At 72.2% G+C, this 23,448-nt stretch carries 23 protein-coding genes; 14 read left to right on the top strand and 9 right to left on the bottom strand.

What is annotated here, in order from left to right; all coding sequences use genetic code 11:
* Positions 1-139 precede the first annotated feature (139 nt).
* Positions 140-1,228: a Gfo/Idh/MocA family oxidoreductase gene (locus ACFO6V_RS08505; protein ID WP_377134206.1), complete on the top strand. Its 1,089-nt coding sequence runs from the start codon at positions 140-142 to the stop codon at positions 1,226-1,228.
* Between the two features lie 119 nt (positions 1,229-1,347).
* Positions 1,348-2,814 carry a serine/threonine-protein kinase gene (locus ACFO6V_RS08500; RefSeq protein WP_377134204.1) on the top strand — a complete coding sequence of 489 codons (1,467 nt, stop codon included), beginning with the start codon at positions 1,348-1,350 and terminating at the stop codon, positions 2,812-2,814.
* Here ACFO6V_RS08500 and ACFO6V_RS08495 read toward each other — a convergent pair.
* The 3 genes from ACFO6V_RS08495 to lpdA form a co-directional block, all read right to left on the bottom strand.
* Positions 2,798-3,778, bottom strand: coding sequence for a TIGR01777 family oxidoreductase (locus ACFO6V_RS08495; RefSeq protein WP_377134202.1), 981 nt, complete (start codon positions 3,776-3,778; stop codon positions 2,798-2,800). The genes ACFO6V_RS08500 and ACFO6V_RS08495 overlap by 17 nt on opposite strands.
* 100 nt (positions 3,779-3,878) lie before the next feature.
* Complete coding sequence (gene sucB, locus ACFO6V_RS08490) at positions 3,879-5,690, bottom strand: 2-oxoglutarate dehydrogenase, E2 component, dihydrolipoamide succinyltransferase (protein ID WP_377134200.1); 1,812 nt, start codon at positions 5,688-5,690, stop codon at positions 3,879-3,881.
* 31 nt (positions 5,691-5,721) lie between these two features.
* Positions 5,722-7,188 carry a dihydrolipoyl dehydrogenase gene (lpdA, locus tag ACFO6V_RS08485; protein WP_377134198.1) on the bottom strand — a complete coding sequence of 489 codons (1,467 nt, stop codon included), beginning with the start codon at positions 7,186-7,188 and terminating at the stop codon, positions 5,722-5,724.
* 255 nt (positions 7,189-7,443) lie between these two features.
* Here lpdA and ACFO6V_RS08480 point away from each other — a divergent pair, with 255 nt between their 5' ends.
* The gene (locus ACFO6V_RS08480) at positions 7,444-7,800 is read left to right on the top strand and encodes an oxidoreductase (RefSeq protein ID WP_116676058.1); all 357 of its coding nucleotides are present in this window, start codon (positions 7,444-7,446) and stop codon (positions 7,798-7,800) included.
* Positions 7,801-7,880: 80 nt separating this feature from the next.
* On the opposite strand, the gene ACFO6V_RS08475 is transcribed toward ACFO6V_RS08480, so the two are convergent.
* Positions 7,881-9,422 carry a leucyl aminopeptidase gene (locus ACFO6V_RS08475; protein WP_377134196.1) on the bottom strand — a complete coding sequence of 514 codons (1,542 nt, stop codon included), beginning with the start codon at positions 9,420-9,422 and terminating at the stop codon, positions 7,881-7,883.
* Between the two features lie 167 nt (positions 9,423-9,589).
* On the opposite strand from ACFO6V_RS08475, the gene ACFO6V_RS08470 reads away from it, so the two are divergent.
* Genes ACFO6V_RS08470 through ACFO6V_RS08450 form a run of 5 tightly spaced genes read left to right on the top strand, consistent with a single transcriptional unit; the run spans position 9,590 to position 12,465 of the window.
* Entirely contained in the window at positions 9,590-9,949 is a 360-nt protein-coding gene (locus tag ACFO6V_RS08470) for a hypothetical protein (RefSeq protein WP_377134194.1), read from the top strand.
* The gene (locus ACFO6V_RS08465) at positions 9,946-10,377 is read left to right on the top strand and encodes a hypothetical protein (RefSeq protein WP_377134192.1); all 432 of its coding nucleotides are present in this window, start codon (positions 9,946-9,948) and stop codon (positions 10,375-10,377) included. Before ACFO6V_RS08470 ends, ACFO6V_RS08465 begins: the two co-directional genes overlap by 4 nt.
* Entirely contained in the window at positions 10,374-11,465 is a 1,092-nt protein-coding gene (locus tag ACFO6V_RS08460) for a quinone-dependent dihydroorotate dehydrogenase (protein ID WP_377134190.1), read from the top strand. The genes ACFO6V_RS08465 and ACFO6V_RS08460 overlap by 4 nt, the downstream gene beginning before the upstream one ends.
* Entirely contained in the window at positions 11,462-11,671 is a 210-nt protein-coding gene (locus ACFO6V_RS08455) for a hypothetical protein (RefSeq protein WP_377134188.1), read from the top strand. Before ACFO6V_RS08460 ends, ACFO6V_RS08455 begins: the two co-directional genes overlap by 4 nt.
* Positions 11,668-12,465, top strand: a complete 798-nt coding sequence (locus tag ACFO6V_RS08450) for a putative hydro-lyase (protein ID WP_377134186.1) — start codon at positions 11,668-11,670, stop codon at positions 12,463-12,465. The genes ACFO6V_RS08455 and ACFO6V_RS08450 overlap by 4 nt, the downstream gene beginning before the upstream one ends.
* Here the strand turns inward: ACFO6V_RS08450 and yczR are convergent.
* Complete coding sequence (gene yczR, locus ACFO6V_RS08445; RefSeq protein WP_377134184.1) at positions 12,450-13,955, bottom strand: MocR-like transcription factor YczR; 1,506 nt, start codon at positions 13,953-13,955, stop codon at positions 12,450-12,452. The genes ACFO6V_RS08450 and yczR overlap by 16 nt on opposite strands.
* Positions 13,956-14,015: 60 nt before the next feature.
* Here yczR and yczE point away from each other — a divergent pair, with 60 nt between their 5' ends.
* From yczE to ACFO6V_RS08430, 3 genes are read left to right on the top strand one after another with little or no spacing between them, the layout of a single operon-like run.
* Positions 14,016-14,699, top strand: coding sequence for a membrane protein YczE (gene yczE / locus ACFO6V_RS08440; protein WP_377134182.1), 684 nt, complete (start codon positions 14,016-14,018; stop codon positions 14,697-14,699).
* A 55-nt stretch (positions 14,700-14,754) separates the two neighbouring features.
* A complete protein-coding gene (locus ACFO6V_RS08435; protein WP_377134179.1) occupies positions 14,755-16,608 on the top strand; it encodes a SigE family RNA polymerase sigma factor in 1,854 nt (617 codons plus the stop codon).
* A gap of 47 nt (positions 16,609-16,655) precedes the next feature.
* Positions 16,656-17,669 (top strand): aldo/keto reductase family protein, encoded by a 1,014-nt coding sequence (locus ACFO6V_RS08430; protein ID WP_377134177.1) that lies wholly within the window; start codon positions 16,656-16,658, stop codon positions 17,667-17,669.
* 102 nt (positions 17,670-17,771) lie between these two features.
* On the opposite strand, the gene ACFO6V_RS08425 is transcribed toward ACFO6V_RS08430, so the two are convergent.
* Positions 17,772-18,392 carry a DUF3043 domain-containing protein gene (locus tag ACFO6V_RS08425; RefSeq protein WP_377134175.1) on the bottom strand — a complete coding sequence of 207 codons (621 nt, stop codon included), beginning with the start codon at positions 18,390-18,392 and terminating at the stop codon, positions 17,772-17,774.
* Positions 18,393-18,448: 56 nt separating this feature from the next.
* On the opposite strand from ACFO6V_RS08425, the gene ACFO6V_RS08420 reads away from it, so the two are divergent.
* A complete protein-coding gene (locus tag ACFO6V_RS08420) occupies positions 18,449-19,828 on the top strand; it encodes a dipeptidase (RefSeq protein ID WP_377134173.1) in 1,380 nt (459 codons plus the stop codon).
* Between the two features lie 2 nt (positions 19,829-19,830).
* Here ACFO6V_RS08420 and ACFO6V_RS08415 read toward each other — a convergent pair whose 3' ends face one another.
* The 3 genes from ACFO6V_RS08415 to nadA form a co-directional block, all read right to left on the bottom strand.
* Positions 19,831-20,382: an acyl-CoA thioesterase gene (locus tag ACFO6V_RS08415; RefSeq protein WP_377134171.1), complete on the bottom strand. Its 552-nt coding sequence runs from the start codon at positions 20,380-20,382 to the stop codon at positions 19,831-19,833.
* An 84-nt stretch (positions 20,383-20,466) separates the two neighbouring features.
* Positions 20,467-21,060 (bottom strand): DJ-1/PfpI family protein, encoded by a 594-nt coding sequence (locus tag ACFO6V_RS08410; RefSeq protein ID WP_377134169.1) that lies wholly within the window; start codon positions 21,058-21,060, stop codon positions 20,467-20,469.
* Between the two features lie 26 nt (positions 21,061-21,086).
* On the bottom strand, positions 21,087-22,301 hold the full coding sequence (gene nadA / locus ACFO6V_RS08405) for a quinolinate synthase NadA (protein WP_377134167.1): 1,215 nt from the start codon (positions 22,299-22,301) through the stop codon (positions 21,087-21,089).
* 49 nt (positions 22,302-22,350) lie between these two features.
* Here nadA and ACFO6V_RS08400 point away from each other — a divergent pair, with 49 nt between their 5' ends.
* Together ACFO6V_RS08400 and erpA are read left to right on the top strand one after the other, a co-directional pair.
* Positions 22,351-22,950 (top strand): hypothetical protein, encoded by a 600-nt coding sequence (locus ACFO6V_RS08400; RefSeq protein ID WP_377134165.1) that lies wholly within the window; start codon positions 22,351-22,353, stop codon positions 22,948-22,950.
* Between the two features lie 141 nt (positions 22,951-23,091).
* Positions 23,092-23,445 carry an iron-sulfur cluster insertion protein ErpA gene (erpA, locus tag ACFO6V_RS08395; RefSeq protein WP_108495706.1) on the top strand — a complete coding sequence of 118 codons (354 nt, stop codon included), beginning with the start codon at positions 23,092-23,094 and terminating at the stop codon, positions 23,443-23,445.
* The last annotated feature ends 3 nt before the right edge of the window (positions 23,446-23,448 follow it).

The following is a 23,448-nucleotide window of genomic DNA, read 5'->3' as shown; positions in this document are numbered from 1 at the left end:
GGTCCGGACGCACTTGGCCGGACACGCTAAGAACGTGCGAAACGTACCTCTTGCCCCAGTCTGCCAGAGTTGCGTTACGGCAGTTAACCCGCTGACCAGTGATCTCGCGTTGCCGCGCGCCGCGGGGCACCATGGGGCCATGGCTCTTCGGATCGGGATTGTCGGCTACGGAGGTGCGGGCAGGCAAATCCACGCCCGCCTGGCGCGAGCTGCGGGAATGTCGGTATCGGCCGTCGTCGCGCGCGACTCGGGACGGCGCGTGCAGGCGGCCGGCGACTGGCCCGGCGCACGCCTGTTCAACGACCTCCCGTCGATGCTCTCCGAACCCGGGCTCTACGACCTCGTGGTCATCGCGAGCCCCTCGTCGCTGCACGCCGAGCACGCGCACGCCGTCTCCGTCGCCGGAAAACCCTTCGTGCTGGACAAGCCCATAGCGACCACGGCGGCGGAGGCCCGGCGGGTGCTGAGCGCCGCGTCGTCGTCCGGCACGCCGTTCACCGTGTTCCACAACCGCCGCTGGGACCCGGAGCAGCTGACCCTCGCGGCCCTGCTGAAGCGCGGCGACCTCGGCAAGGTGCACACCTTCGAGCGGCACTGGGAGCGCTGGCGGCCCAAGCCGCAGCAGCGCTGGAAGGAGAACGACGCGGTGGGCGGCGGGCTCCTGCTCGACCTCGGCCCGCACCTCGTGGACTCGGCCACCCAGCTGTTCGGCCCCGTCGTCGCCGTGTACGCGGAGACACGCGCGCTCTCCACGCCCACCGAGGACGACGTGTTCCTCGTGCTGCACCACGCCGCGCCCGGGAGCGAGCCCGGCGTCGTCCCGGGACGTGCCGCCGGCACCGACGTCCTCTTCGGGGCCGAACCGCCCGCCAAGGGAGTGGTCTCCCGCCTGTGGGCAGGCTCCCTCGTCGGTGCGCCGGGACCGCGCACGCGCGTGCTCGGCGACGGCGGCGCCTACCTCGTGAACTCGTTCGAGGGCGACCCCTCACCCTTCGACGTGCTCGACGGCGAGCAGCCCGAAGGGACGCACGGCTGGCTGGTGCGCGGCAGGGAGCGGACGGCGGTACCCCAGCCGCGCGGCGGGCACGGCGACTTCTACACGGCGGTCGCCGAATGGCTGGCCGGCGAGGCGGACGTCCCCGTCGACCCGGCGGACGCCGTCCGCACCGCGGAGGTGCTGGACGCCGCCCGGCGGTCCGCCAAGGAGGGCCGGCTCATCGACGTCTGATGCCGTCCGGGCCCCGTGCCGGGAAGGTCCGCCTTGGAGCGGTCCACCCACAGGGCACCAGATTCAGCAAATCGTGTGGATAAAGAGCGGCCCGTGAAACGGGGGGTTCTCATGAATGCGTGCACTACATCGAATCTGCGGAACTGGTCCGCGTGGCCGTCCCCACGGAGGCCGCGGCTCGCGCCCTCCTGGTGCGCCGTCTAGACACCCTCGCGACACTGGACCACCCCAATCTGGTGCCGCTCATCGCCATCTCCCCGAACGGTCCGGACAACCTGGACGTACGGCTGTCGCGGACGGGAGCTGTCGATCTGCCCACAGCCGTCGGATCGCGGGGTCCCCTGACCGCCGCGGAAGGCGCGGGCGTCACCGTCGCGATCGCACAGGCACTCGCGGCCCTGCACAGCGTGGGCCTCGTCCACGGCGGGGTCCGCCCGACGGACGTGCTGCTGCGCTCCGACGGGAGCGCGATGCTGCGACCCCGCGTGACGCTCCCGGACCACAGCGACGACCCGGTCGACGTCACGTCCCTGGCCACGCTCGTCGAGTCGGTGCTCGGCTTCCCCGGCCCGAGCCTGAACTCCGAGGCCGACGAGGCCCTGCGTGCGGTCCTCGCCAGCGCCCGCGCCGAGGACCCGCGCGACCGGCCCGAGCCGGGCACCCTCGCGGCGCTCGCGCACGACGCCGTGAAGCCGGAGCCGGTCCGCCTCCCCGCGGGGTCCGCGCTGATCTCGGCGGCCATCAGCGGCCCCGTGCCGCTCGCGGGTCACGTCCCGCTCGGCGCGCACACGCCGTCGGCCTGGCGCACGGCGGCCAGGACGCTCACCGGTTCCATCGCGGCGGTCGACGGCAGGGCCTGGGCGGCCCAGGCGCGGCGTCGGGCGACGATGCCGATCAACGGGCGGTCCCGTGCGGAGCTGGTCGCGGAAGGCGCCGAGCCCCGGACCACCACCGTCTCCGTGTTCGCCACCATGATGATCGCGGCGGGCGTCGTCGCGGGTATCACGGCGGGAGTCACCGCCATGCCCCAGGTCTTCGGCGGTGACAGGCCCGCGGCAGCGGCGCCGTCGCCCGAGGCGTCCGCGACGAAGCTGGGCGGCATCAGCCCGGTGGCCAACGCCAAGGACCCGGCGGGTGCCGCAGCCGAGCTGACGTCGCGCCGCCTGGCGCTGCTCGCGGGCGCCGTGTCCGACATCAAGACGGTCAACGTGGAGGGTTCGCCCGCCTACCGGGCCGACAAGAAGATCCTCGACGAGCTCCGGCGGGCCGGCGCGCAGGTGATCGGCGCGTCCGCCGAAGTGCAGTCGATGGAGGTCGTGACGGTGGGCCCGGGTGCCGCGTCCGCTCTGCACAACGCGACCACCGCGTCGCGTACCACGACGTCCGAGACGGACGGCGCGGCCGTGGGCGAGCAGGCGGCGAGCAAGGACGCGCCCATCGAGGCAGTCGTCCGGATCGCGTACACGATCACCGCGCACATGCAGGTGTCGGACCGCGGTGAGACGGCGGTCCCGGCGTCGAAGGAGTCGGCCGACCTGACCCTCGTGTGGACCCCGCAGGGCTGGCGCGTCAGCGAGGTGCGCTGACCTCGTTCGCCTCCACCACCCAGCGGGCCGCGTCCTGAGGACTCGCGTGCGTCCAGGTGAAACCGGTCCTGGACAGCACACCGGGCACGACCCGCTGGGAGGCGACGAGGTCGTCGGCGAACTGGCCGACGGCGATCCGTAGCGCGAACCGGGGTACGGCGAGCACCGCGGGGCGGTGCAGGGCCTGCGCGAGCGCACGGGTCAGCTCCCGGTTGGTCGTCGGCTCGGGCGCGACGGCGTTGACCGGACCGGCGACGTCCGCGCCGATGACATGGCGGATCGCCGCTACCTCGTCGGTGAGGCTGATCCAGCTCCACCACTGGCGGCCGCTGCCCAGCGGTCCGCCGAGGCCGAGGCGCAGGAGAGGCAGCAGCTTGCCGAGCGCACCGCCCGAGGGGGCCAGTACCAGGCCGCTCCGCAGCCACACGACGCGCGCCCCGGCGTCCGACGCAGGGGTGGTCGCGGTCTCCCACGCCTTGACGAGGCCGGCGAGGAAGTCGTCTCCGCGCGTCGACGCCTCGGTGAGGACCTCGTCCGTGCGACTGCCGTACGCCCCGACCGCCGAGCTGTTGACCAGCACCGGCGGGTCGTCCAGGCGGGCGACCGTGCGGGCGAGCAGGCTCGTCGTCGTGGTGCGCGAACCGAGCAGCGTCTGCTTGTAGGCGGCGGTCCAGCGGTGGTCGCCGATCCCGGCGCCGGCCAGGTTCACGACCGCGTCGACACCCTCCAGCGCCGTCGGGTCGAGCTCGCCGGTCCGCGGGTCCCACAGCACGTCGCGGATGCCCGGTGTGCCGGTGCCGTCTGTACCAGCGACGTCATCGGCACCAGTACCGTCCGTACCAGCGCCGTCGGACGCCGCGGCGCCGCGGCGGACCAGCCGCCGCACGGTGTCCCCGCGTGCGAGGAGGTCCGCGACGAGCGCGGAGCCGATGAGGCCGTGCGAGCCGGCGATCGCCACATCCATGCTGCGAATCTACCGGCCAGACGGCTGTGGCCGGTCCCGAACCCGGGACCGGCCACAGCCACCTGCTCGACGCGCTAGCTACGCGCCGGGAGCTTCCGCGTCAGAGACCGACCTCGGCCTCGAACGCGCCCTCCTCGATCCGGTTCTTGATGGCCGTGAGGAAGCGGGCCGCGTCCGCGCCGTCGACCAGACGGTGGTCGTAGGAGAGGAAGATGTACGCCATCGAGCGCACCGCGATGCTCTCGTTGCCGTCCGGGTCCGTCACGACGACCGGGCGCTTCGTGATCGTGCCGGTGCCCAGGATCGCGGCGTGGCCCAGCGGGACGATCGGGGTGTCGATGAGCGACCCGCCCGAACCCGTGTTGGTGATGTTGAACGTGCCGCCCGACAGCTCGTCCGGCGTCACCTTGTTGGCCCGGGTGCGGGCACCGAGGTCCTGGATCTGCCGCGCGATGCCGGCGAGGTTCAGGTCACCGGCGTTCTTGATGACCGGGACCACGAGGCCACGCTCGGTGTCGACGGCGATGCCGACGTTCTCCGAGCCGTGGTAGGTGATCTCGCCCTTCTCGGTGTCGATGGTGGCGTTGATCTTCGGGTAGGCCTTGAGCGCCTCGATGGCGGCCTGCGTGAAGAACGGCAGGAACGTCAGCTTGGCGCCCTCGCGCGCGGCGAACGGCTCCTTGGCCTTGGCACGGAGCTGTGCGACGCGCGTGACGTCGACCTCCATGACCGTGGTCAGCTGGGCCTGCGACTGCACCGCCTCGAGCATCCGCTCGGCGACGATCTTGCGCAGACGCGACATCTTCTCGGTGGTGCCCCGCAGCGGGGAGACCTCGAGCTTGGCCGGAGCGGACGGCGCCTTGGCCGGCGCGGGCGCAGCTGCTGCGGGAGCAGGGGCGGCCTTGGCCTCCGCGGCGGCGAGCACGTCCTCCTTGCGGATGCGGCCACCGACGCCGGTGCCCTTCACCTCGTTGACGTCGACGCCCTTCTCCGCGGCGAGCTTGCGCACGAGCGGTGTCAGGTACGAGCCGATGGTGCGACCGCCGGAGGCCGGGGCGGGCGCCGCCGGAGCCGGGGCAGCGGGAGCCGGAGCTGCCGGTGCGGGCGCGGGTGCCGGAGCGGGCGCCGGGGCAGCGGGTGCCTCGGCGGCCGGAGCCGGTGCGGGCGCCGACGCCTCGGGTGCAGGAGCGGCGGCCTTGGCCGGCTCCGGGGAATCGGCGGCAGGGTCCGGCACGGGAGCAGGGGCCTCGGCGGCGGGTGCGGCGGCACCCGAACCGACGAGCGCCAGGACGGCGCCGACCTCGACGGTCTCGTCCTCCTGGACCAGGATCTTCTGGAGGGTGCCGGCCACGGGCGACGGGATCTCGGTGTCGACCTTGTCGGTCGATACCTCGAGCAGCGGCTCGTCGACGGCTACGTCGTCACCGACCGCCTTGAGCCAGCGGGTCACGGTGCCCTCGGTGACCGACTCGCCCAGTGCGGGCAGCGGGACCTCGGTGCCCTCCCCGGCCGGAGCCTCGGCGGGCGCGGCGGGCGCGGACTCCGCGGCGGGCTCCTCGGCGGGCGCTGCCTCGGCAGCGGGTGCCTCGGCGGGTGCTGCCTGCGGCGTCGGCTCGGAGGCCTCGGCGGCGGCCGGCTCGGCCGCGGGAGCGGCCGGTGCGGCGCCGGAACCGGAGCCGTCGCCGATGACGGCGAGAGTGGTGCCGACCTCGACCGTGTCGTCCTCCTGGACGAGAATCTGCTCGAGGACGCCCGCGACGGGCGACGGGATCTCGGTGTCGACCTTGTCGGTCGACACCTCGAGCAGCGGCTCGTCGACGGCGACCTCGTCGCCGACAGCCTTGAGCCAGCGGGTGACAGTGCCCTCGGTAACGGATTCGCCGAGGGCCGGCAGCTGCACGTTCTCAGACATGACCTGTGAGGTCTCCTTTGTCGTTAAGGGGTCAGTTGTGGGCGTGCAGAGGCTTGCCGGCCAGCGCCATGTGTGCCTCTCCGAGTGCCTCGTTCTGGGTGGGGTGTGCGTGGACGAGCGAGGCGACGTCCTCAGGGAACGCCTCCCAGCCGACGATGAGCTGGCCCTCGCCGATCAGCTCGCCCACACGCGAGCCGATCAGGTGCATGCCGACCACTGGTCCGTCCTTGCGGCGCACGAGCTTCGCGAAGCCCTGGGTACCCAGGATCTTGCTCTTGCCGTTGCCCGCGAGGTTGTACTCGATGGTCTCCACCTGGTCCGGCCCGTACAGCTCGGCGGCCCGCGCCTCGGTGACTCCGACGGACGCCACCTCGGGCTCGCAGTAGGTGACGCGCGGGATCGCTGCCTCGTCGATGGCCGCGGGCGCCAGGCCCGCGATCTGCTCGGCCACGAAGATGCCCTGGGCGAACCCGCGGTGGGCCAGCTGCAGGCCGGGCACGATGTCGCCGACCGCCCAGACCTGCCCGCCACCGGGGGTCGCGACGCCCGTCCTCAGCTGCTCGTCGGTCAGGACGAAGCCACGGTCGATGCGCACGCCGGCCGCCTCGAAGCCCAGGTCGGCGGTCCGCGCACCGCGCCCGACGGCGACCAGCAGCAGGTCGGCGTCGAACGTGGTGCCCGACTCGAGCTCGACCTGTACGCCGTCCTCCGACTGCTTGACCTGGGCGAAGCGCTCGCCCAGGGAGAACTTGATGCCGCGCTTGCGGAACGCCCGCTCCAGCGCCTTGGAGAGCGCGACGTCCTCGTTCGGCACGAGGTGCGGCAGCGCCTCGACGATCTGCACGTCGGCGCCGAAGGACTTCCAGACCGAGGCGAACTCGACGCCGATCACGCCGCCGCCGAGCACGACCACCGACTTCGGCACCGTGTCCAGCTTCAGCGCGTCGTCGGAGGTGATGACCCGGCTACCGAGCTCGAGGCCCGGCAGGCTGCGGGCGTAGGAGCCCGTCGCGAGCACCACGTGGGTGCCGGTCCAGCTGCTCTTGGCGCCGTCCGCGGAGGTGACCTCGACGACGCCGGGGCCCGCGAGCGTGCCGTGCCCCTCGACGACGGTGATCTTCCTGGAGGCGATGAGCCCCTGCAGGCCCTTGTACAGGCCGGCGACCACCGAGTCCTTGTAGGCGAGCACGGCCGGCATGTCGATGCCGTCCAGCGTGGTGCGGACGCCGAACTGCGCGCCGTGCGCTGCGGCATCGGCCACCTCGGCGGCGTGCAGCAGCGCCTTGGTGGGCACGCAGCCCACGTGCAGGCAGGTACCGCCGACCTTGCCCTCTTCGACGAGGGCCACGTTCAGACCCAGCTGTGCCGCCCGGAGCGCGGTGGCGTAGCCGCCGCTGCCCCCGCCGAGCACGACGACGTCGAACGTGGCCGGATTGTCATGCGTAGGCACGTGCTGGCTCCTCGTTGACTTCGCTGGTAGCGCTGTGAGCGCCCACATCGGGTGGATAGTGAGCACCGCATGCCATCTTGACACTTCAGCGGGCGTGGCCCCAATCGTGAACCCGGCTCGGCGGGTGTGACCGTGGCGACATTGACGGGCAACCCGGGCTGTGAAAAGAGGATGTCCGGCCTGATGCCGGGCGTGAGGCCAGGTGGAGGGCCGGACGGCGGGCCTGTGAACAGGACCTGTGGGTTTCCTGGAATGGTACTGAGATGCCTAGGACAGCGCGGGTCTCGCTAGTAGGCTCGGTTCATGCCCCGCCAGTCCCGTAGCTCGCTCGCGCGTTTCTTCCAGCGACGCTCATCGTCTTCCGGTAGCGGATCACGCCCGAGCGGCAACGACGCACGCCGTCAGACCCTGGCGCACCTCGGTGAGTTCATCGGGTCGCGGGTAGGCGTCGAGGCCTACGTGGAGCCCCCGACCACCGACATCCCCAGCACGATCCTGCTCGTGGCGACCACGGGGGAGTGGACGCGCCGCCGGGTACCGGACGAGCGCGCCGCGTTCGAGATCGCGAACCAGCTCGGGGTACCGGTGTACAACGTGCGGTTCACCGGCTACCCGCAGCGGATGCGCGACTGGAACAGCGCCCAGCGCAAGCCGAAGTAGCGGTTCGCGAAGTAGAGCGCCTGTCCGAGTCTCCCGGCTTCACCCGGCAGACTCGGACAGGCGCTCTACTTCGCGAACCACTACTTCGCGGCGGCGCGGCCCTCGAGGAAGCTCAGGAGGGTGCGGACGCCCACGCCGGTGCCGCCGCCGGGCGTGTACCCGTGCCCGCTGCCCTCGTTGAACGCCGGGCCCGCGATGTCCAGGTGGGCCCACGGGTGGTCGCCCACGAACGTCCGCAGGAACAGGCCGGCGTTGAGCATGCCGCCCCAGCGCGGGCCCGAGTTGGCGACGTCGGCCACCTTGGACTTGATGTTCGACTTGAGCTCCTCCGGCAGCGGCATCGGCCAGAACAGCTCGCCCGAGGTGTCGGCGGCGGCCTTGACCTCGTCGCGGACCTCGTCGGTGCCCATGACGGCGGAGGTGCGGGTGCCGAGCGCGACCATCTGGGCGCCCGTGAGGGTGGCGATGTCGAGCACGACGTCGTGGCCGTCCTCGATCGCGGACACGAGGCCGTCGGCCATGACCAGGCGGCCCTCGGCGTCGGTGTTCAGCACCTCGACGGTCTTGCCGCCGTAGATGGTGATGACGTCGGCGGGGCGCTGCGCGTTGCCGCCCGGCATGTTCTCGGCGAGGCAGAGGTAGCCGGTGACCGCGACGGGCAGGTTCAGCTTCGCGGCGGCGACCACGGTGGACAGGACGGCGGCGGCGCCGGCCATGTCCGACTTCATGGCCTCCATGCCGCCGGCCGGCTTGATGGAGATGCCGCCGGTGTCGAACGTGATGCCCTTGCCGACCAGCGCCACCTTCCCGTTCGGCTTGGCCGGCGTGTAGGCGACCTTGACGAGACGCGGGCCGCGCGACGAACCCTGGCCGACGGCGGTGAGCCCGCCGTAGCCGCCGGACGCGAGCTGCTTGTCGTCCAGGACGGTCACCTTGACGTGGCGGACGTCCTTGGCGGCGGTCTTCGCGGCGTCGGCGAACGTGGCCGGGTACAGCTCGTTGGGCGCAGTGTTGACGAGGTCGCGGGCGGCGTGGACCGCCGCGGCGACGATCTCGGCGCGCTCGGCGGCGACCTTGGCCTTCGCGTTCTTGTGCAGCGGCGTCAGGATCTCGATGCTGGCGACCGGGTCCTTACCGTTCTTGGCCGCCTTCGCGCCGTCCTTGCCGGTGCTGTCCTTGCCGGCGTCCTTGCCGGAGGTGCGGTAGCGGTTGAAGGCGTAGGCGCCCAGCAGCGCGCCCTCGGTCACGGCGGTGATCTCGTCGTCGTCGGACGCGGGCAGCGCGATGGCTGCCGACCTGAGGCCGGCCAGCTCGCGGGTCGCGGCGCCCGCGGCGCGCCGCAGGGTCTCGGTGGCGAAGGTGCCGTCCTCGGCACGCTCGCCCAACCCCGTCAGGACCAGGACGTCGACCGCGAGCTTCGGGCCGGCCGGGATCTTGCGGACCTCGTCGCGCGCACCGGTCACGCCGAGCTGCGGCGCGAGCGACTCGAGCTCGGTCAGCAGATCCGTGGGGAGCTGGTCGGACACGACGGCTACGCCGTCCGACGTCTGGGCGGTCGCCACCACAAGTGCTTCGGCCTTCACGGCGGTGGGATTCTTGCTGGAGAGGGTCACGTCGGTCACGAGCCCGATCGTATCCCGCGCCCCTGACTCCCTGTCCGGCTCCCGGTCCGCTGCGCCTTTCCGGGGTGTTCGTCCGGTTCGGAGCTGGGCCCCGCGCATGGATAGAGGCGCAGGTCACGCGCGATCCGATTGCCGCCCCGTGGGTGCCGCCCGGTAGTCTGCGGGACGTGATCCTTGCCCTCCTGCTCCTCGTGGTCGCGCTCTGCGTGGTCCTGGCCGGGTGGGCCGGCTGGTTCGTCGCTCGCGACCGTGCGGTCATCCTGAACCAGCTCTGGGGCGGTGCCGTCATCGAGGGCGTCGTCCTGGTCCAGGGCCTCGTGGCGATCGTGCAGGGCGCCACCGGCGCCGGCGCGGACGACCCGCTGCTGTTCTGGGGCTACTACGCCACCACCCTGGTGATCCTCCCGGTCGCAGCGGCCTGGGCCTTCGCCGAGCGCACCAGGTGGAGCTCCGTCGTCCTGCTGGTGGCGTCCCTGACCGTGGCCTTCCTGGAGTGGCGCATGTGGCAGATCTGGATGGGGGCATGATGGCGCGAGCGGTGGCCGGACGGCGGACCGGGCAGGGCTTCGGCCGGGTCCTGGTGACCGTCTACGGGATCCTGGCGTTCGCGGCGCTCGGCCGCTCGTCCTACGAGCTGGTCGTGAAGTTCGGCGAGGCACCGGTGGCGTACTCGCTGTCGACCCTCGCCGCCGTCGTCTACGTCGTGGCGACGTTCGCCCTCGCGATCGGGACACCCGTCTGGCGGACGATCGCATGGATCACAGTGGGTATCGAGGCCGTCGGCATCCTGACCGTCGGCGCGCTGTCGCTCGCCGACGAGCACGTGTTCGGCGAGTCGACAGTCTGGTCCGGGTTTGGCCAGGGCTACGGTTACGTGCCCCTTGTCCTGCCTTTCGTGGGGTTGTGGTGGCTGTGGCGGACGTCGCCCAGCGCATCCGAGGAGAGGACTGCATGAGCTGGCCGTACTCGTTGTTGTTCAACGCCGCCTTCCGTCGCATGGACCCGGAACAGGCGCACGAGCTCGCGTTCTCGCTGATCGAGCGTGCGGGCAGCACGCCGGTGCTGCGTGACCTCGTGCAGGGCGCTGTCGCCCCGTTCCTCGGCCAGCGCGCCGGCGGACCGGGCAGCGTGCGCCTCTTCGGCCGCGTGGTGCCCGCCCCCTTCGGCCTGGCGGGAGGCTTCGACAAGAACGCGAGAGCGGTCCGGGGCCTGACGATGCTCGGCTTCGGGTTCATCGAGATCGGCACGGTCACCGCACAGCCTCAGCCGGGCAACGAGAAGCCGCGCATGTGGCGCGAGCTCGACGTGCGCGGGGTGCGCAACCGGATGGGCTTCAACAACGAGGGTGCCGCGGCCGCGGCCGCCCGGCTGCGGGAGCTGCGGAGCACCGCCGCGGGCCGCGCGATAGTGGTCGGCGCCAACATCGGCAAGACCAAGGTGACACCGCCGGAGGACGCCGCCGCGGACTACGCGACGTCGGCCCGGCTGCTGGCGCCCTGGGCGGACTACCTCGTGGTCAACGTCTCCTCGCCGAACACCCCCGGCCTGCGCGACCTGCAGGCGACGGAGTCGCTGCGACCCATCCTGCAGGCGGTACGCGCCGCGGCCGACGAGGCCAACGCCACCGGCTCCGCCGGGGCCGGCCGGCGCATCCCGCTGCTGGTGAAGATCGCCCCGGACCTCGCGGACGACGACATCGACGCGGTCGCCGACCTCGTGCTCGAGCTGGGCCTCGACGGCGTAGTCGCGGTCAACACGACGATCGGCCACGACCGCGGCCCCGGCGGCCTGTCCGGCCCGCCGCTGCTTGGCCGGGGCATCGAGGTCGTCGCCCGGCTGCGGAAGCGGCTCGGCACAGGCCCCGTCATCATCGGCGTCGGCGGTATCACCAGGGCCGACGACGTCCGCGCCTACCTGCGCGCCGGAGCCGACCTGACTCAGGGCTACACGTCATTCGTCTACGAGGGGCCGCTGTGGGCGTCGCGGATCAACCGCGCGCTGACCCGTTCGGCAGGCTCGACAGCAAGTGGGAGGCTGGAGTGATCCGTCCGCAGTGGGAGTGGGCCCTGGACGACGCCGAGGGGCGTCGCCTGAACGAACCCGTCACCCCCGTGTTCACGGCGCAGTACGACGCCGAGCAGTGGCTGGGCGAGCACTGGCGTGCGCTGGCCGAGGCCGGCGCGGTGCAGGCGCGCCTGCTGCACGACGGCACCCAGGCGGCACCGGGCGTGGAGCTGCGGGTTCCGTGACCGCCCCGGACCAGCTCACGCCTGACCTGCTCACGCCGGATCAGGCGCGGGCGCGGTTCCGCGCCGGGCTACGGGTGCCCACGTCGGGCTGGGCCGCCGGGTGGACGCAGGCCAACCTGGTCGCCCTGCCCCGGGCCGAGGCGTACGACTTCCTGCTGTTCGCGCAGCGCAACCCGAAGCCGTGCCCGGTGCTGGACGTGACCGAGCCCGGCGAGACGTCCGCGTCGATCTTCGCCGGGGACCTCCGCACCGACCTGCCCGCGTACCGGGTGTACCGCGACGGCGAGCTCGCCGAGGAGCTGGCCGACGTCACGCACCTGTGGCGCGACGACCTGGTCACCTTCCTCGTGGGCTGCAGCTTCACCTTCGAGAGCGCGCTGCTGGAGGCGGGCGTGCCCGTGCGCCACATCGAGGCCGGGTCCAACGTGCCGATGTACCGCACCAACCGGGAGTGCCGCCCGGCGGGAGCCCTGTCGGGCCCGCTCGTGGTGTCGATGCGGCCGGTCCCGGCGGGCCAGGTGGCGGACGCCGTCCGGATCACCTCGAGGTATCCCGCCGTGCACGGAGCCCCGGTGCATGTGGGCGACCCGGCCGCGCTGGGGATCGCCGACCTGGCGGCCCCGGACTTCGGGGACGCCGTGGAGATCCGCGACGGCGAGGTTCCCGTGTTCTGGGCGTGCGGGGTGACGCCGCAGGCCGCCGTGATGCGGTCGCGCCCGTCGTTCGCCATCGGCCACGCGCCCGGGCACATGGCGATCACCGACGCCCGGAACTCGAGCTACCTGGTGCCGTGAGCGGTGCCGTGAGTGCGGCGCTGACTGCCCGCCACGCGTCCCCAGGCACGGACCAGGCGCGGCACGGCTTCGGTCAGCTCGACGGGTGACCGGGTGAAGGTGAGCCGTACGTGCGAGGCGGCGCCCGCGTTGTCCGGCGTGAACAGCGGGCCGGCGGCGACGAGCGCGCCCTCGGCCGCGGCCGCTGCCGCGAACGCCTGGGCGACGGGTAGGCCGAGGTCCACCCAGCAGAACAGCCCGCCGGGCGGCGTGGGCACGTCCCACGGGAACGACTCCCGCAGGCGGCCGACGAGCAGGTCCCGACGCTCGCGCAGCATGTGCCGCCTGCCGACCATCACCTCGGCCCGGCGTCCGAGCAGCTCCGTCACGGCCAGCTGCTCCAGCACCGCCGTCGCGATGTCCGCGGACTGCCGCGCGCGGGCGAGCTGGGCGATCACCTGCGGATGCGCCCGGACCCAGCCGACGCGGAGCCCGCCCCAGAACGCCTTCGAGGCGGAGCCCACCGACACCACGTGCGGCGACGTGCCGTCCCCGGCGAACGGAGGCGGTGTATCGGAGTCCGACAGCCCGAGCTCGACGAGCGTCTCGTCGCCCACGACCGTGACGCCGTGCCGGTCGGCGATCTCCCGGACGGCCGCACGCTCGTCGGCGGAGAGTACGGAACCGGTCGGGTTCTGGTAGTCCGGCACGAGGTACACGAGCCGCGGCCGGGCGCGGCGCACGGTCGAGGCGAGCAGGTCGACGTCCAGGGGCCCGGCGGGCACACCCACCACCCGGCCTCCGGCGTCGCGCATGGCCTCCATGGCGTGGAAGTAGGTGGGCGACTCGACCACGGCGCGGTCGCCCGGGCGCAGGTGGGTGTGCGCGAGCAGCGCGATCGCCTGCTGCGCGCCGGTGGTGATCAGGATCTCGTCGGCAGTGGTCGGCACGCCGCGCTCGCGGTAGCGCGCCGCGACGGCCTCGCGCAGCGGTGCGAGGCCGTACGGCTCGTAGCCGCCGGAGTCCAGGTAGGCGGGCAGCCCTTCCAGCGCTCGGGTGAAGGCCTCGTGGAGCTCGGGCGGGGCGGGCGGCGTCGCCTGCCAGAGGTCCAGGTGTCCGGTTCCGGACAGGCCGACCGCCCGCACGGCGCCCCGCAGGGTCTCGCCGGCCACCGGGGCGTCGCCGCCGGCCGGCCGCCCCGGAACCGGCCCGGCGGCGCGCTGCGGCAGCGTGGTGACGGTGCCCGACCCGACGCGGCTCGTCGCGAACCCGAGCTCGCGCAGCCGCGCGTAGGCACCGGACGTCGTGGTGCGGGAGACGCCGAGGACCGCCGCGAGCTCGCGCTCGCTCGGCAGGCGGGTGTGCGGGGCCAGCGTTCCGGACAGGACCGCCGCCCGCAGCGCATCGGCGAGGGCCAGGTATGCGGGTCCGCCCGCATGCCACGCGCCGAGCAGCCGGGCGGTGGTGGCGGGGGAGAGCTGACGCAGCACGGTAGGACTCGCGACGGACATGGGGCCACTCTTCTCCGATTGGCCATGGAAGACAAGGCCAATGACGAGCACCATGGGTGCATGACCACGACCACCGGCCGCCCGGCCGACCACGGAATGCTGCCCGCGACCGCACCGGAGGAACAGGGCCCCGCAGTGGTCCTGATGCACCCCGTGCGCCGGGTCGCCCAGCTGCTGCTGGGCCTCGTCGGCTTCGGCGTCGCCACGGCGATGATGCTGCAGTCGGGCCAGGGAGCGATGCCGTGGGCAGTGCTGGACCAGGGCATCGTGGACCGGACGGGACTGGCCTACGGGTGGGTGGTGCTCGGGATCGGGCTGCTGGTGATGCTCGCCTGGATCCCGCTGCGCCAGCGGCCGGGCGTCGGCACGGTCGCCAACATCATCGTGATCAGCCTGGTGATCGACCCGGCCCTGTGGGTGCTGGAGCGGCTGCTGCCCGCCCCGGGGCTCCCGGCCGGGATCGGTCTGGCCCTGGGCGGGATCGTGCTGCTCGGGGTGAGCACCGCCGCCTACGTCGGGGCCCGGTTCGGCCCGGGCCCGCGCGACGGGCTGATGACCGGCCTGGTGCAGCAGACCGGCTGGCCCGTCTGGCTGGTCAAGACCGGTATCGAGGTCAGCGTCGTGCTGCTCGGCGTGCTGCTCGGCGGGACGTTCGGCTGGGCGACGGTCGTGTTCGCCTTCGGCGTCGGCCCCGTGGTGCAGGTCTCCGCGCGGTGGCTCGCGCCGCGTGGCCTCGTGGGGTAGCTGCTCTCGCCGTCGGCGGATAAACCTGAGACCCTCGTCGAACGTGGTGGGGGGTATGAGCATCGATACCGAAGAGACCGAGCGCACCACGGTCCGTGTGACCCGGTCCCGCGACGACGACTTCGTCGCGTTCGTCGAGACGGCCGGACCGTACCTCTACCGCACGGCGTACCTCCTGGCCGGCGACAGCCACCGCGCCGAAGACCTCGTCCAGACCGCGTTCGAGCGCACCTACCGCGTCTGGGACCGGGTGCGGTACCGCGAACCGCGTGCGTACGCCCGGCGCATCCTGGTGAACCAGCGCATCGACACGTGGCGGCATTTCCGGCGCGAGGTGATACCGGGCGACGACCATATCCCGGCAGGGGCCGCCCAGGACGGATCCGGGGAGGTGGCGTTGCGGGACGCGCTCGTGCGGGCCCTCGCGCGGCTCGCACCTCAGCAGCGGCGCGTCGTCGTGCTCCGGCACCTGCTGGATCTCTCGGAGGCGGACGTCGCGGCGGAGCTCGGCCGGAGCGTCGGCACCGTCAAGGCGACCAACGCCCGCGCGCTGGAACGGCTGCGCGGCATGGTCGCGGGGGCCGATCTGGAGATGGTCGACGCTCCGGCCGTGGACGCCGCCGACGTGCTGCGCGGCAGCCGGGCCGCGCTGCACCGCCGTCGGGTGGCACAGGGCGCGACGTCGGGTGTCGCCGCGCTGCTGCTGGTGTGGTTCCTGCTGGGACCGGTGCGCGTGCCGGGTCTGGGCTACGTCGCCCTGCCGGGCAGCGAGTGGTTCCGGGAGGTCACGGGCATCGAGCGGCTGCTCGAGAACCCGGAGCCTGGGCCTGGCCTGACCGCCGCCCCGACCGTTCCCGCCGCGGAGGTGGAGCCGCTGCGCGAGACGTTCGCCGTCCTGGGCGACGACACCGCTACGGCGACGCTCGCCGAGGACGGCTCGTACTTCATGCTGAAGACCTTCGCTGGGGATCCAGGAACGCCCGACGTCATCGGCTACTCGGTGATCGACGCCGTGGAGATCCAGGAGGACGGCGTCCCGCACGCCGGTGAGTACAACGGTTCGGGAACCGTCGACGGCCAGGACGCCCTGATCTTCGACCTGGTCCGCCAGGGCGACCGGATCGCCTGGGTCGAGTCACCGGTGGTCGACGGCGGCGACCCGGCCGTCTGGGCGATCCGCGTGTACGGCCCTTCGGCCTCGCCCGATCTGGTCACCGTGATGGAGCACGGCGCGGCGGACCATGCGGCGGACGGCGCGGTCCTCGGTGACCCCTGGATCGGGCTCACCCCCGGACGAGCCGTCTGGCTGACCGTCGCTCCGGGGCCGGACGGCGAGCCAGTGCGCACGGTCTCGGCGACGGCCGCGAACGGCGAGGGCGACGAGCAGGTCGTCGCGACCGATGTGCTGACGTTCGTGATCAACGACGACGAGGTGGTCACCACGACCGCGAAGAGGGGCGCCGACGGTGTGACGCGGCACGCCATCACCTCGTACCGGGACGACGGGCGCACGGAGACCATCCGGCCCGGCATCCTCGCCGGCTCCGGGGAGATCTCCGGCTGGGGCACGGAGCTGGCGGCGTCCGACAGGCTCGTGGCCTGGAACGACGGCGCAGCGGTTCACGTGCTGGATCGCAGGACCGGGCGAGAGCGGACCTTCGAACCGGGAGCCGCCGGAGACGTCGTGACGTCGATCGACGTGGCCGCGGACGACGTCGTGTGGAGCACGGTGGGCGACGACGGGAACACCGTGTACCTGGTCGAGGACGCGCTCGGTGAGGGGCGGCCCCACCTCCTGGACCGCGGCGCCGGTACGGCGTCGGTCGCGATCGCCGGGGATCTCGTCGCCTGGCGGGTGGAGGACGTGGACGCCGGCACGGCGGCCCTGCACCGCGCCAGGATCGAGTGATGAAAGAGGGGGTCGATTCGATTCGACGGTTGTCATAGGGTGACGACATGGTCAACTATCGGTACCTCGGCAACAGTGGTCTCAAGATCTCGGAGATCACCTACGGCAACTGGCTCACCCACGCCTCGCAGGTGGAGAACGACGTCGCCACGGCGTGCGTCCGCGCCGCCCTCGACGCGGGTATCACCACCTTCGACACCGCCGACGCGTACGCCAACACGGCCGCCGAGCAGGTGCTCGGCGACGCGCTGAAGGGCGAGCGCCGCGAGTCGCTGGAGATCTTCACGAAGGTCTACTGGCCCACCGGCCCCAAGGGCCCCAACGACGTGGGCCTGTCCCGCAAGCACATCATGGAGTCGATCAACGGCTCCCTGACCCGCCTCGGCACCGACTACGTCGACCTGTACCAGGCGCACCGGTACGACGTCGAGACCCCGCTCGAGGAGACGATGCAGGCGTTCGCCGACATCGTGCGCCAGGGCAAGGCCCTCTACATCGGCGTCTCGGAGTGGTCCGCCGACCAGATCCGCGCGGGCGCCGCGCTCGCCAAGGAGCTCGGCTTCCAGCTCATCTCCTCGCAGCCGCAGTACTCCATGCTGTGGCGGGTCATCGAGGACGAGGTGGTGCCCGCCTCGAAGGAGGCCGGTGTCTCGCAGATCGTCTGGTCGCCGATGGCGCAGGGCGTGCTCTCGGGCAAGTACCTGCCGGGCCAGCCTGCCCCCGCCGGCTCGCGTGCGACCGACGAGAAGGGCGGCGCGCAGACGATCAGCCGCTTCATGACCGACGAGACGCTGACCGCCGTGCAGAACCTCAAGCCGGTGGCCGCCGAGCTGGACCTGTCGATGGCGCAGCTCGCCGTCGCGTGGGTGCTGCAGAACGACAACGTCGCCGCCGCGCTCGTGGGTGCGTCGCGTCCGGAGCAGGTGGCCGAGAACGTCAAGGCGTCGGGTGTGACGATCCCCGCCGATCTCATGAAGCAGATCGACGACGCGCTGGACGGCGTGATCGAGCGCGACCCGGCCAAGACCCTCGAGGGCATGCCGAAGAAGCGCCCGGCCTGACCCAGTGCGCTGAGTCGTCAGACGGCGCCGCACGTGTCAGACGTACAGGTCACCCTGGTGACCCGTGTGTCTGACACGTGCGGCGCCGTCTGACAAGCGGAGTTACTCCGGGTAGCTGCCGCGCTTCTTGCTCATCGGCTTCGGCAGGCGCGAACGGCGCAGCTGGTAGGCGCGCGTGATCGTGTACATCAGCAGACCGCGCTGCACCTCGCCGAACTTCGCGGTCAGGCGCTTCTTCAGCGACCGCCACAGGAGCCACGCGTCGATGATCGTCAGGAACAGGAACCCGTAGAGGCCGAGCATCACGATGATGCTGAGCTGTGGGTACTGCGAGGTGAAGAACGTCGCGAACAGGAAGATGAACGCGACCGGCAGGAAGAACTCACCGAGGTTCCAGCGCGCGTCCACGAAGTCGCGCACGTACCGGCGGACCGGGCCCTTGTCCTTGGCCGGCATGTACTTCTCGTCGCCGGTCTGCATCGCCTGGTAGGCGCGCTCGCGGTCGATGCGCGACTTCTCGCGTTGCGTCTTGCGTGCGGCCTTGCGGTCGTTCGGGACGAGGGGGCGCTTGTTCGCTGCCTGCGCGACGTTGCGCTTGGGCGTCGGACGCCCCTTCTTCAGGGCGCTGTCCGACGTCGTCGCGGACGCTGGCGTCACGTCGTCGGGGGAGTCGCCCACGGGGGTCACGCCGTCGGGTGTCGGAGTCTTGCTGCGGGAGAACACCTCCCCAGCCTAATCGGTCGCGGCGGTGCCCCGCTGCGAGCCGTTAACGTGGGGCGGTGACTTCCGAGACAACCGCGGCCCTCCGCGCCCGCGTCGCCGAGCTGTTCCCCGCCCTGCAGGCCGATCTCGAGGCGCTGGTGCGCATCCCGAGCGTCTCGGCCGCCGCGTTCGACCAGGCGCACGTCGCCGCGAGCGCCGCAGCCACCGAGCAGCTCCTGCGGGACGCAGGCCTGCCCGACGTCCAGATCCTGTCCGCGCCGCGGCCTGACGGCACGCCGGGCGCACCCGCCGTCGTCGCGCGCAGGCCGGCGCCCGAGGGCGCGCCGACCGTGCTCCTGTACGCGCACCACGACGTGCAGCCGCCGGGTGATCCCGCGACCTGGGACACCGCGCCGTTCGAGCCCACCCAGGTGGGCGAGCGGCTCTACGGCCGTGGCGCCGCCGACGACAAGGCAGGCATCGTCGCGCACCTGGGTGCGCTGCGTGCGCTCGGCCTGCCCGACGGCGCGGACCTGCCGGTCGGCGTCACGGTCTTCCTCGAGGGTGAGGAGGAGTCGGGGTCGCCGTCGTTCCGTACGTTCCTGGAGACGCACCGCGACCTGCTGGCGGCCGACGTCATCGTCGTCGCCGACTCCACGAACTGGAGCGTCGGCGTCCCCGCCCTCACGACGTCGCTGCGCGGTCTGGTCGACGGCGTGGTCGAGCTGAAGGTTCTCGAGCACGCCGTGCACTCGGGCCAGTTCGGTGGTGCGGTGCTGGACGCCGTCACCCTGATGTCCCGCCTGGTGGCGACGTTCCACGACGAGGCGGGCGACGTGGCGATCGACGGTCTGGTCGTCGCGTCCGAGCCGGAGGTCGACTACTCCGAGGCCGCGTTCCGCGCGGACTCGTCGCTGCTCGACGGCGTCTCGCTCGCCGGGACCGGCACCGTCTCTGGGCGGCTGTGGGCCAAGCCCGCGCTGTCCGTGATCGGGATGGACGTGACGTCAGTTGCCGAGGCGTCGAACACGATCGCTCCGAGCTGCACGGCGAAGATCTCGCTGCGTCTCGCCCCGGGGCAGGACCCCGTGGCGGCCGACGCGGCGCTCGCCGAGCACGTGGCGAAGCATGCGCCGTTCGGCGCGCAGGTCACCTGGCGGTCCGGCGAGCAGGGCAAGCCGTTCCTCGCGGCCGGCGACACGGCGGCGATGCGCGCGGCGCGCGCGGCGTTCGCCGAGGCGTGGGGCGTCGAGCCGGTCGACATCGGCGTGGGCGGGTCGATCCCGTTCATCGCGGACCTGCTCGAGGTCTTCCCGGAGGCCGCCATCCTCGTGACCGGCGTCGAGGACCCGGACTCGCGGGCGCACGGCGCGAACGAGTCGGTACACCTCGGCGAGCTGCAGAAGGTGGTCCTGGCGGAGGCCCTGCTGCTGACGAAGGTCGGCGAGGGGCTCTAGCTCTAGACCTTGCTCGTGGTCGAGGGCTCGCGCGGTGCGACATCCATCGCGCGGGCCCAGGCCGCGACGTCCGCGGGGAGCTCGGGGGAGGCCAGGTTCTCGCCCATGGCGTCCCGCACGACATCGAGCGCGGAGATCCGGTTGCCCTTGCGGTCCAGGAACCGGCTGGCCACGATCCCGCGGGCGTACAGCTTGTCGTCCCGCGTGAACACCTGCTCCAGGTAGAACATGCGCTCGTCCCAGCCGATGATCCGCGTGGTGATCTCGAACCGCTCGAACGGCCGCAGGGACCGGCGGTACTTCATGGTCGACGCCGCGACCACGGGCGCCCAGCCCTTCTGGCGGGCGACCGGGAACATGCCGAGGTCGGCGATCTGGTTGTTCCGGGCCACGTCCATCATCTGCAGGTACGAGCCGTTGTTGACGTGGAGGTTCGAGTCGAGGTCGAGCAGCCCGACGCGCATCCGGGTGACCGACGGGTCGAGCAGGGTCTGCCCCGGGCGGGCCTTGCGCGGGAAGAGTCCGGTCCAGGTGAGCTGGAACATGCGAGCCATGCGACGAAGGTTATACCGAGAACCGGCAGTATCAGATACCCGTGGTCCGGATGCCTCAGCGCGTACCGCCACGCACCTGTCCGGTCAGCCGGCGGGGTACTGGATCTCGCGCCGCACCGCCGCGGCGACGTCGACCGTCTCCAGCCGTTCGACCAGGTGCAGGGCCATGTCGATCCCCGCCGCGACGCCCGCGGAGGTGACCACGTCGCCGTCGTCCACGAACCGCGCCTCGGTGTCCACGAGGATGCTCGGGTCGAGCTCGGCGAGCTCGTCGTAGTAGTCGTGGTGCGTGGTGGCCGGCCGCCCCGACAGCAGCCCGGCGGCCGCGAACGAGAGGGCGCCCGTGCAGACGCTCGCCATGACCGGGGTCTGCTTGCGGATCTGGCGCAGCCACTCGAGGTGCCCCGCCTGGGCGATCAACGGTCGCGTGCCCAGGCCGCCCGGGTAGATCAGCACGTGCAGCGGCCCGACGTCGTCCGCGCCGTGCGCCGGCAGGATCCGCAGGCCCTTCGCGAGCCGCACGCCGGAGCCGTCCCAGGAGAACGTGCTCACCGACGGCCGTAGCTCCTGCGAGTGGGAGCCCCACTCCGCGAACACCTCGAAGGGCCCGACGACGTCGAGCTCCTCCGCCCCGTCGAAGACGAAGATCCCGATGCGCAGCCCGCCGTTACCGGTCATGTGCTCGCTCCGTGTCAGATTCCGTGTCAGATTCCCGGGAGGGCCAGCATCTGGTCGAGCGCCACGCGGGCCCAGTGGGCGTCGTCGGCGTCCACGACGATCCGGTTCACCATGCGTCCCTCCACGAGCGACTCCATCGCCCACACGAGGTGGGGCAGGTCGATCCGGTTCATGGTGGAGCAGAAGCACACCGTCGAGTCGAGGTAGTGCACGTTCTTGTCCGGGTGCGCCTTGGCGACCCGGCGCACCAGGTTCAGCTCGGTGCCGATCGCCCAGGACGAGCCGGGTTCCGCGGCCTCGAGCTGCTTGATGATGTACTCGGTGGAGCCCACGTAGTCGGCGGCCGTGACGACCTCGTTCTTGCACTCCGGGTGCACCATCACGTTGACGCCGGGGACCGCTGCGCGGATGTCGGTGACGTTCTGCACCGAGAAGCGGCCGTGCACCGAGCAGTGGCCGCGCCACAGGATCATCCGGGCGTCCCGCAGCTCCTGGTCGGTCAGCCCGCCGTTCGGCTTGCGCGGGTCGAACACCACGCACTCCTCCAGCGACATCCCGAGCGCGAGGACCGCGGTGTTGCGGCCCAGGTGCTGGTCGGGGAGGAACAGCACCTTCCCGGTGCCGTCGACGCCGCCCACCTGGTCGAACGCCCAGCGCAGCGCGACCTCGGCGTTGGACGACGTGCACACCGTGCCGTCGTGCCGACCGGTGAACGCCTTGATGGCGGCCGACGAGTTCATGTAGGTGACGGGGATCGTCGAGTCGGCGATGCCGACGTCCTGCAGCACCGCCCACGCCTCCTCGACCTGGCCGATCGCCGCCATGTCCGCCATGGAGCAGCCGGCCGCGAGGTCGGGCAGCACCACCTGCTGCTGGTCCGAGGTGAGGATGTCGGCGCTCTCGGCCATGAAGTGCACCCCGCAGAACAGGATGAACTCCGCCTCCGGGCGGGCGGCGGCCTCGCGCGCGAGCTTGAAGGAGTCGCCGGTGACGTCGGCGAAGTCGATCACCTCGTCGCGCTGGTAGTGGTGACCCAGCACGAACGCGCGGCTGCCCAGGGCGGCGCGCGCCGCACGGGCCCGCTCGACGAGGTTCGGGTCGCTCGGTGCGGGCAGCTCGCCCACGCACTCGACGCCACGCTCGGAAGCCAGGTCACGGCCCTGGCCGAGCAGCAGCAGCGGGGACGGGGCGGGCTCGGAGAAACCGGGGTGTTCAGCCAGCAGGGTGCTCACGGTCACCATCATGACACGCGGTGGTGACAGCCAGACAGGACGGTGTCACGATGCGTCGGTGCACGTGCTGCTGCTTGCCGAGAACCTGCCCGACGCCGAGCGACTCGCCTCCGCGTGGCGCACCGCCGCGCCCCACACGACCGCCGCGGCCCGCGAGGTGCGGCTCCCGGGGCCTTCGCGGGTGCCCGCCGACGGTCCGACGTTCGGCACGGCGCGAGCCGGCGAGGATGCCGCCGGGTCCGGCCACGGAGCGGGCAGCGGCGGAGTCCTGCTGGCCGGCGCGGCGATCCCGGTGGGCCCGCCGGCCGCCGTCGGGCCGCAGGAAGTCGGTCCGGCCCATCCCGGCCCCAGCGCGCCCGGCCCCGCGCCGTCCGCCCTGCCCCGTGGCGAAGGCGCGGTGCTCGCGGAGGCGGCCGCGCGGGCCGACGTGGTCGTGGCGTACGTCACGCGGCTCGACGGCGAGGGGCTGCACCGCGGCGTGGTCGTCGAGGCCGCGGCGGCGGCGGCCCCGCATGCCGTTCCCGTCGTCGTGATCACGGACCGCAGCGAGGTGAGCAGGCGCGAATGGTCGACCGCGGGCCTCAGCGGGGTGCACGAGACGACCGACGGAGACGTCACCCGCGTCGCCAGGACCTGGACGCCGGGCTGGGCGCGCTGAACGCCGGACGGTGATGGGCGCGGCCGGTCCGTGGGCGTACGATCTGAGAACAGACCGGCGACGGGAACAGACGGACGGCCCGATGGGTTGGCACCGCTGAGACATCGACTACCGGTATGTCGAACACGATCGGGAGATGACATGACCGACACGACCACGGACATCGGGACCCACGGCGTCAACGTCACCGACGTCGCCGCGGGCAAGGTCCGTAGCCTGCTCGAGCAGGAGGGCCGCGACGACTTGCGCCTCCGTGTGGCGGTGCAGCCTGGTGGCTGCTCCGGGCTGATCTATCAGCTCTACTTCGACGAGCGCGTGCTCGACGGGGACGCACTGCGTGACTACGACGGCGTCGAGGTCGTCGTGGACAAGATGAGCGTGCCGTACCTCGAGGGCGCCACCATCGACTTCAAGGACACCATCGAGCAGCAGGGCTTCACGATCGACAACCCGAACGCAGGCAGCGCATGCGCCTGTGGCGGGTCGTTCTCCTGATCT

Origin of the sequence: Promicromonospora alba, from assembly GCF_042654905.1 — a bacterium.
GTDB lineage: Bacteria > Actinomycetota > Actinomycetes > Actinomycetales > Cellulomonadaceae > Promicromonospora > Promicromonospora alba.
The sequence above is the reverse complement of the archived record's forward strand: the minus strand, read 5'-3'. Positions and strand labels throughout refer to the sequence as shown.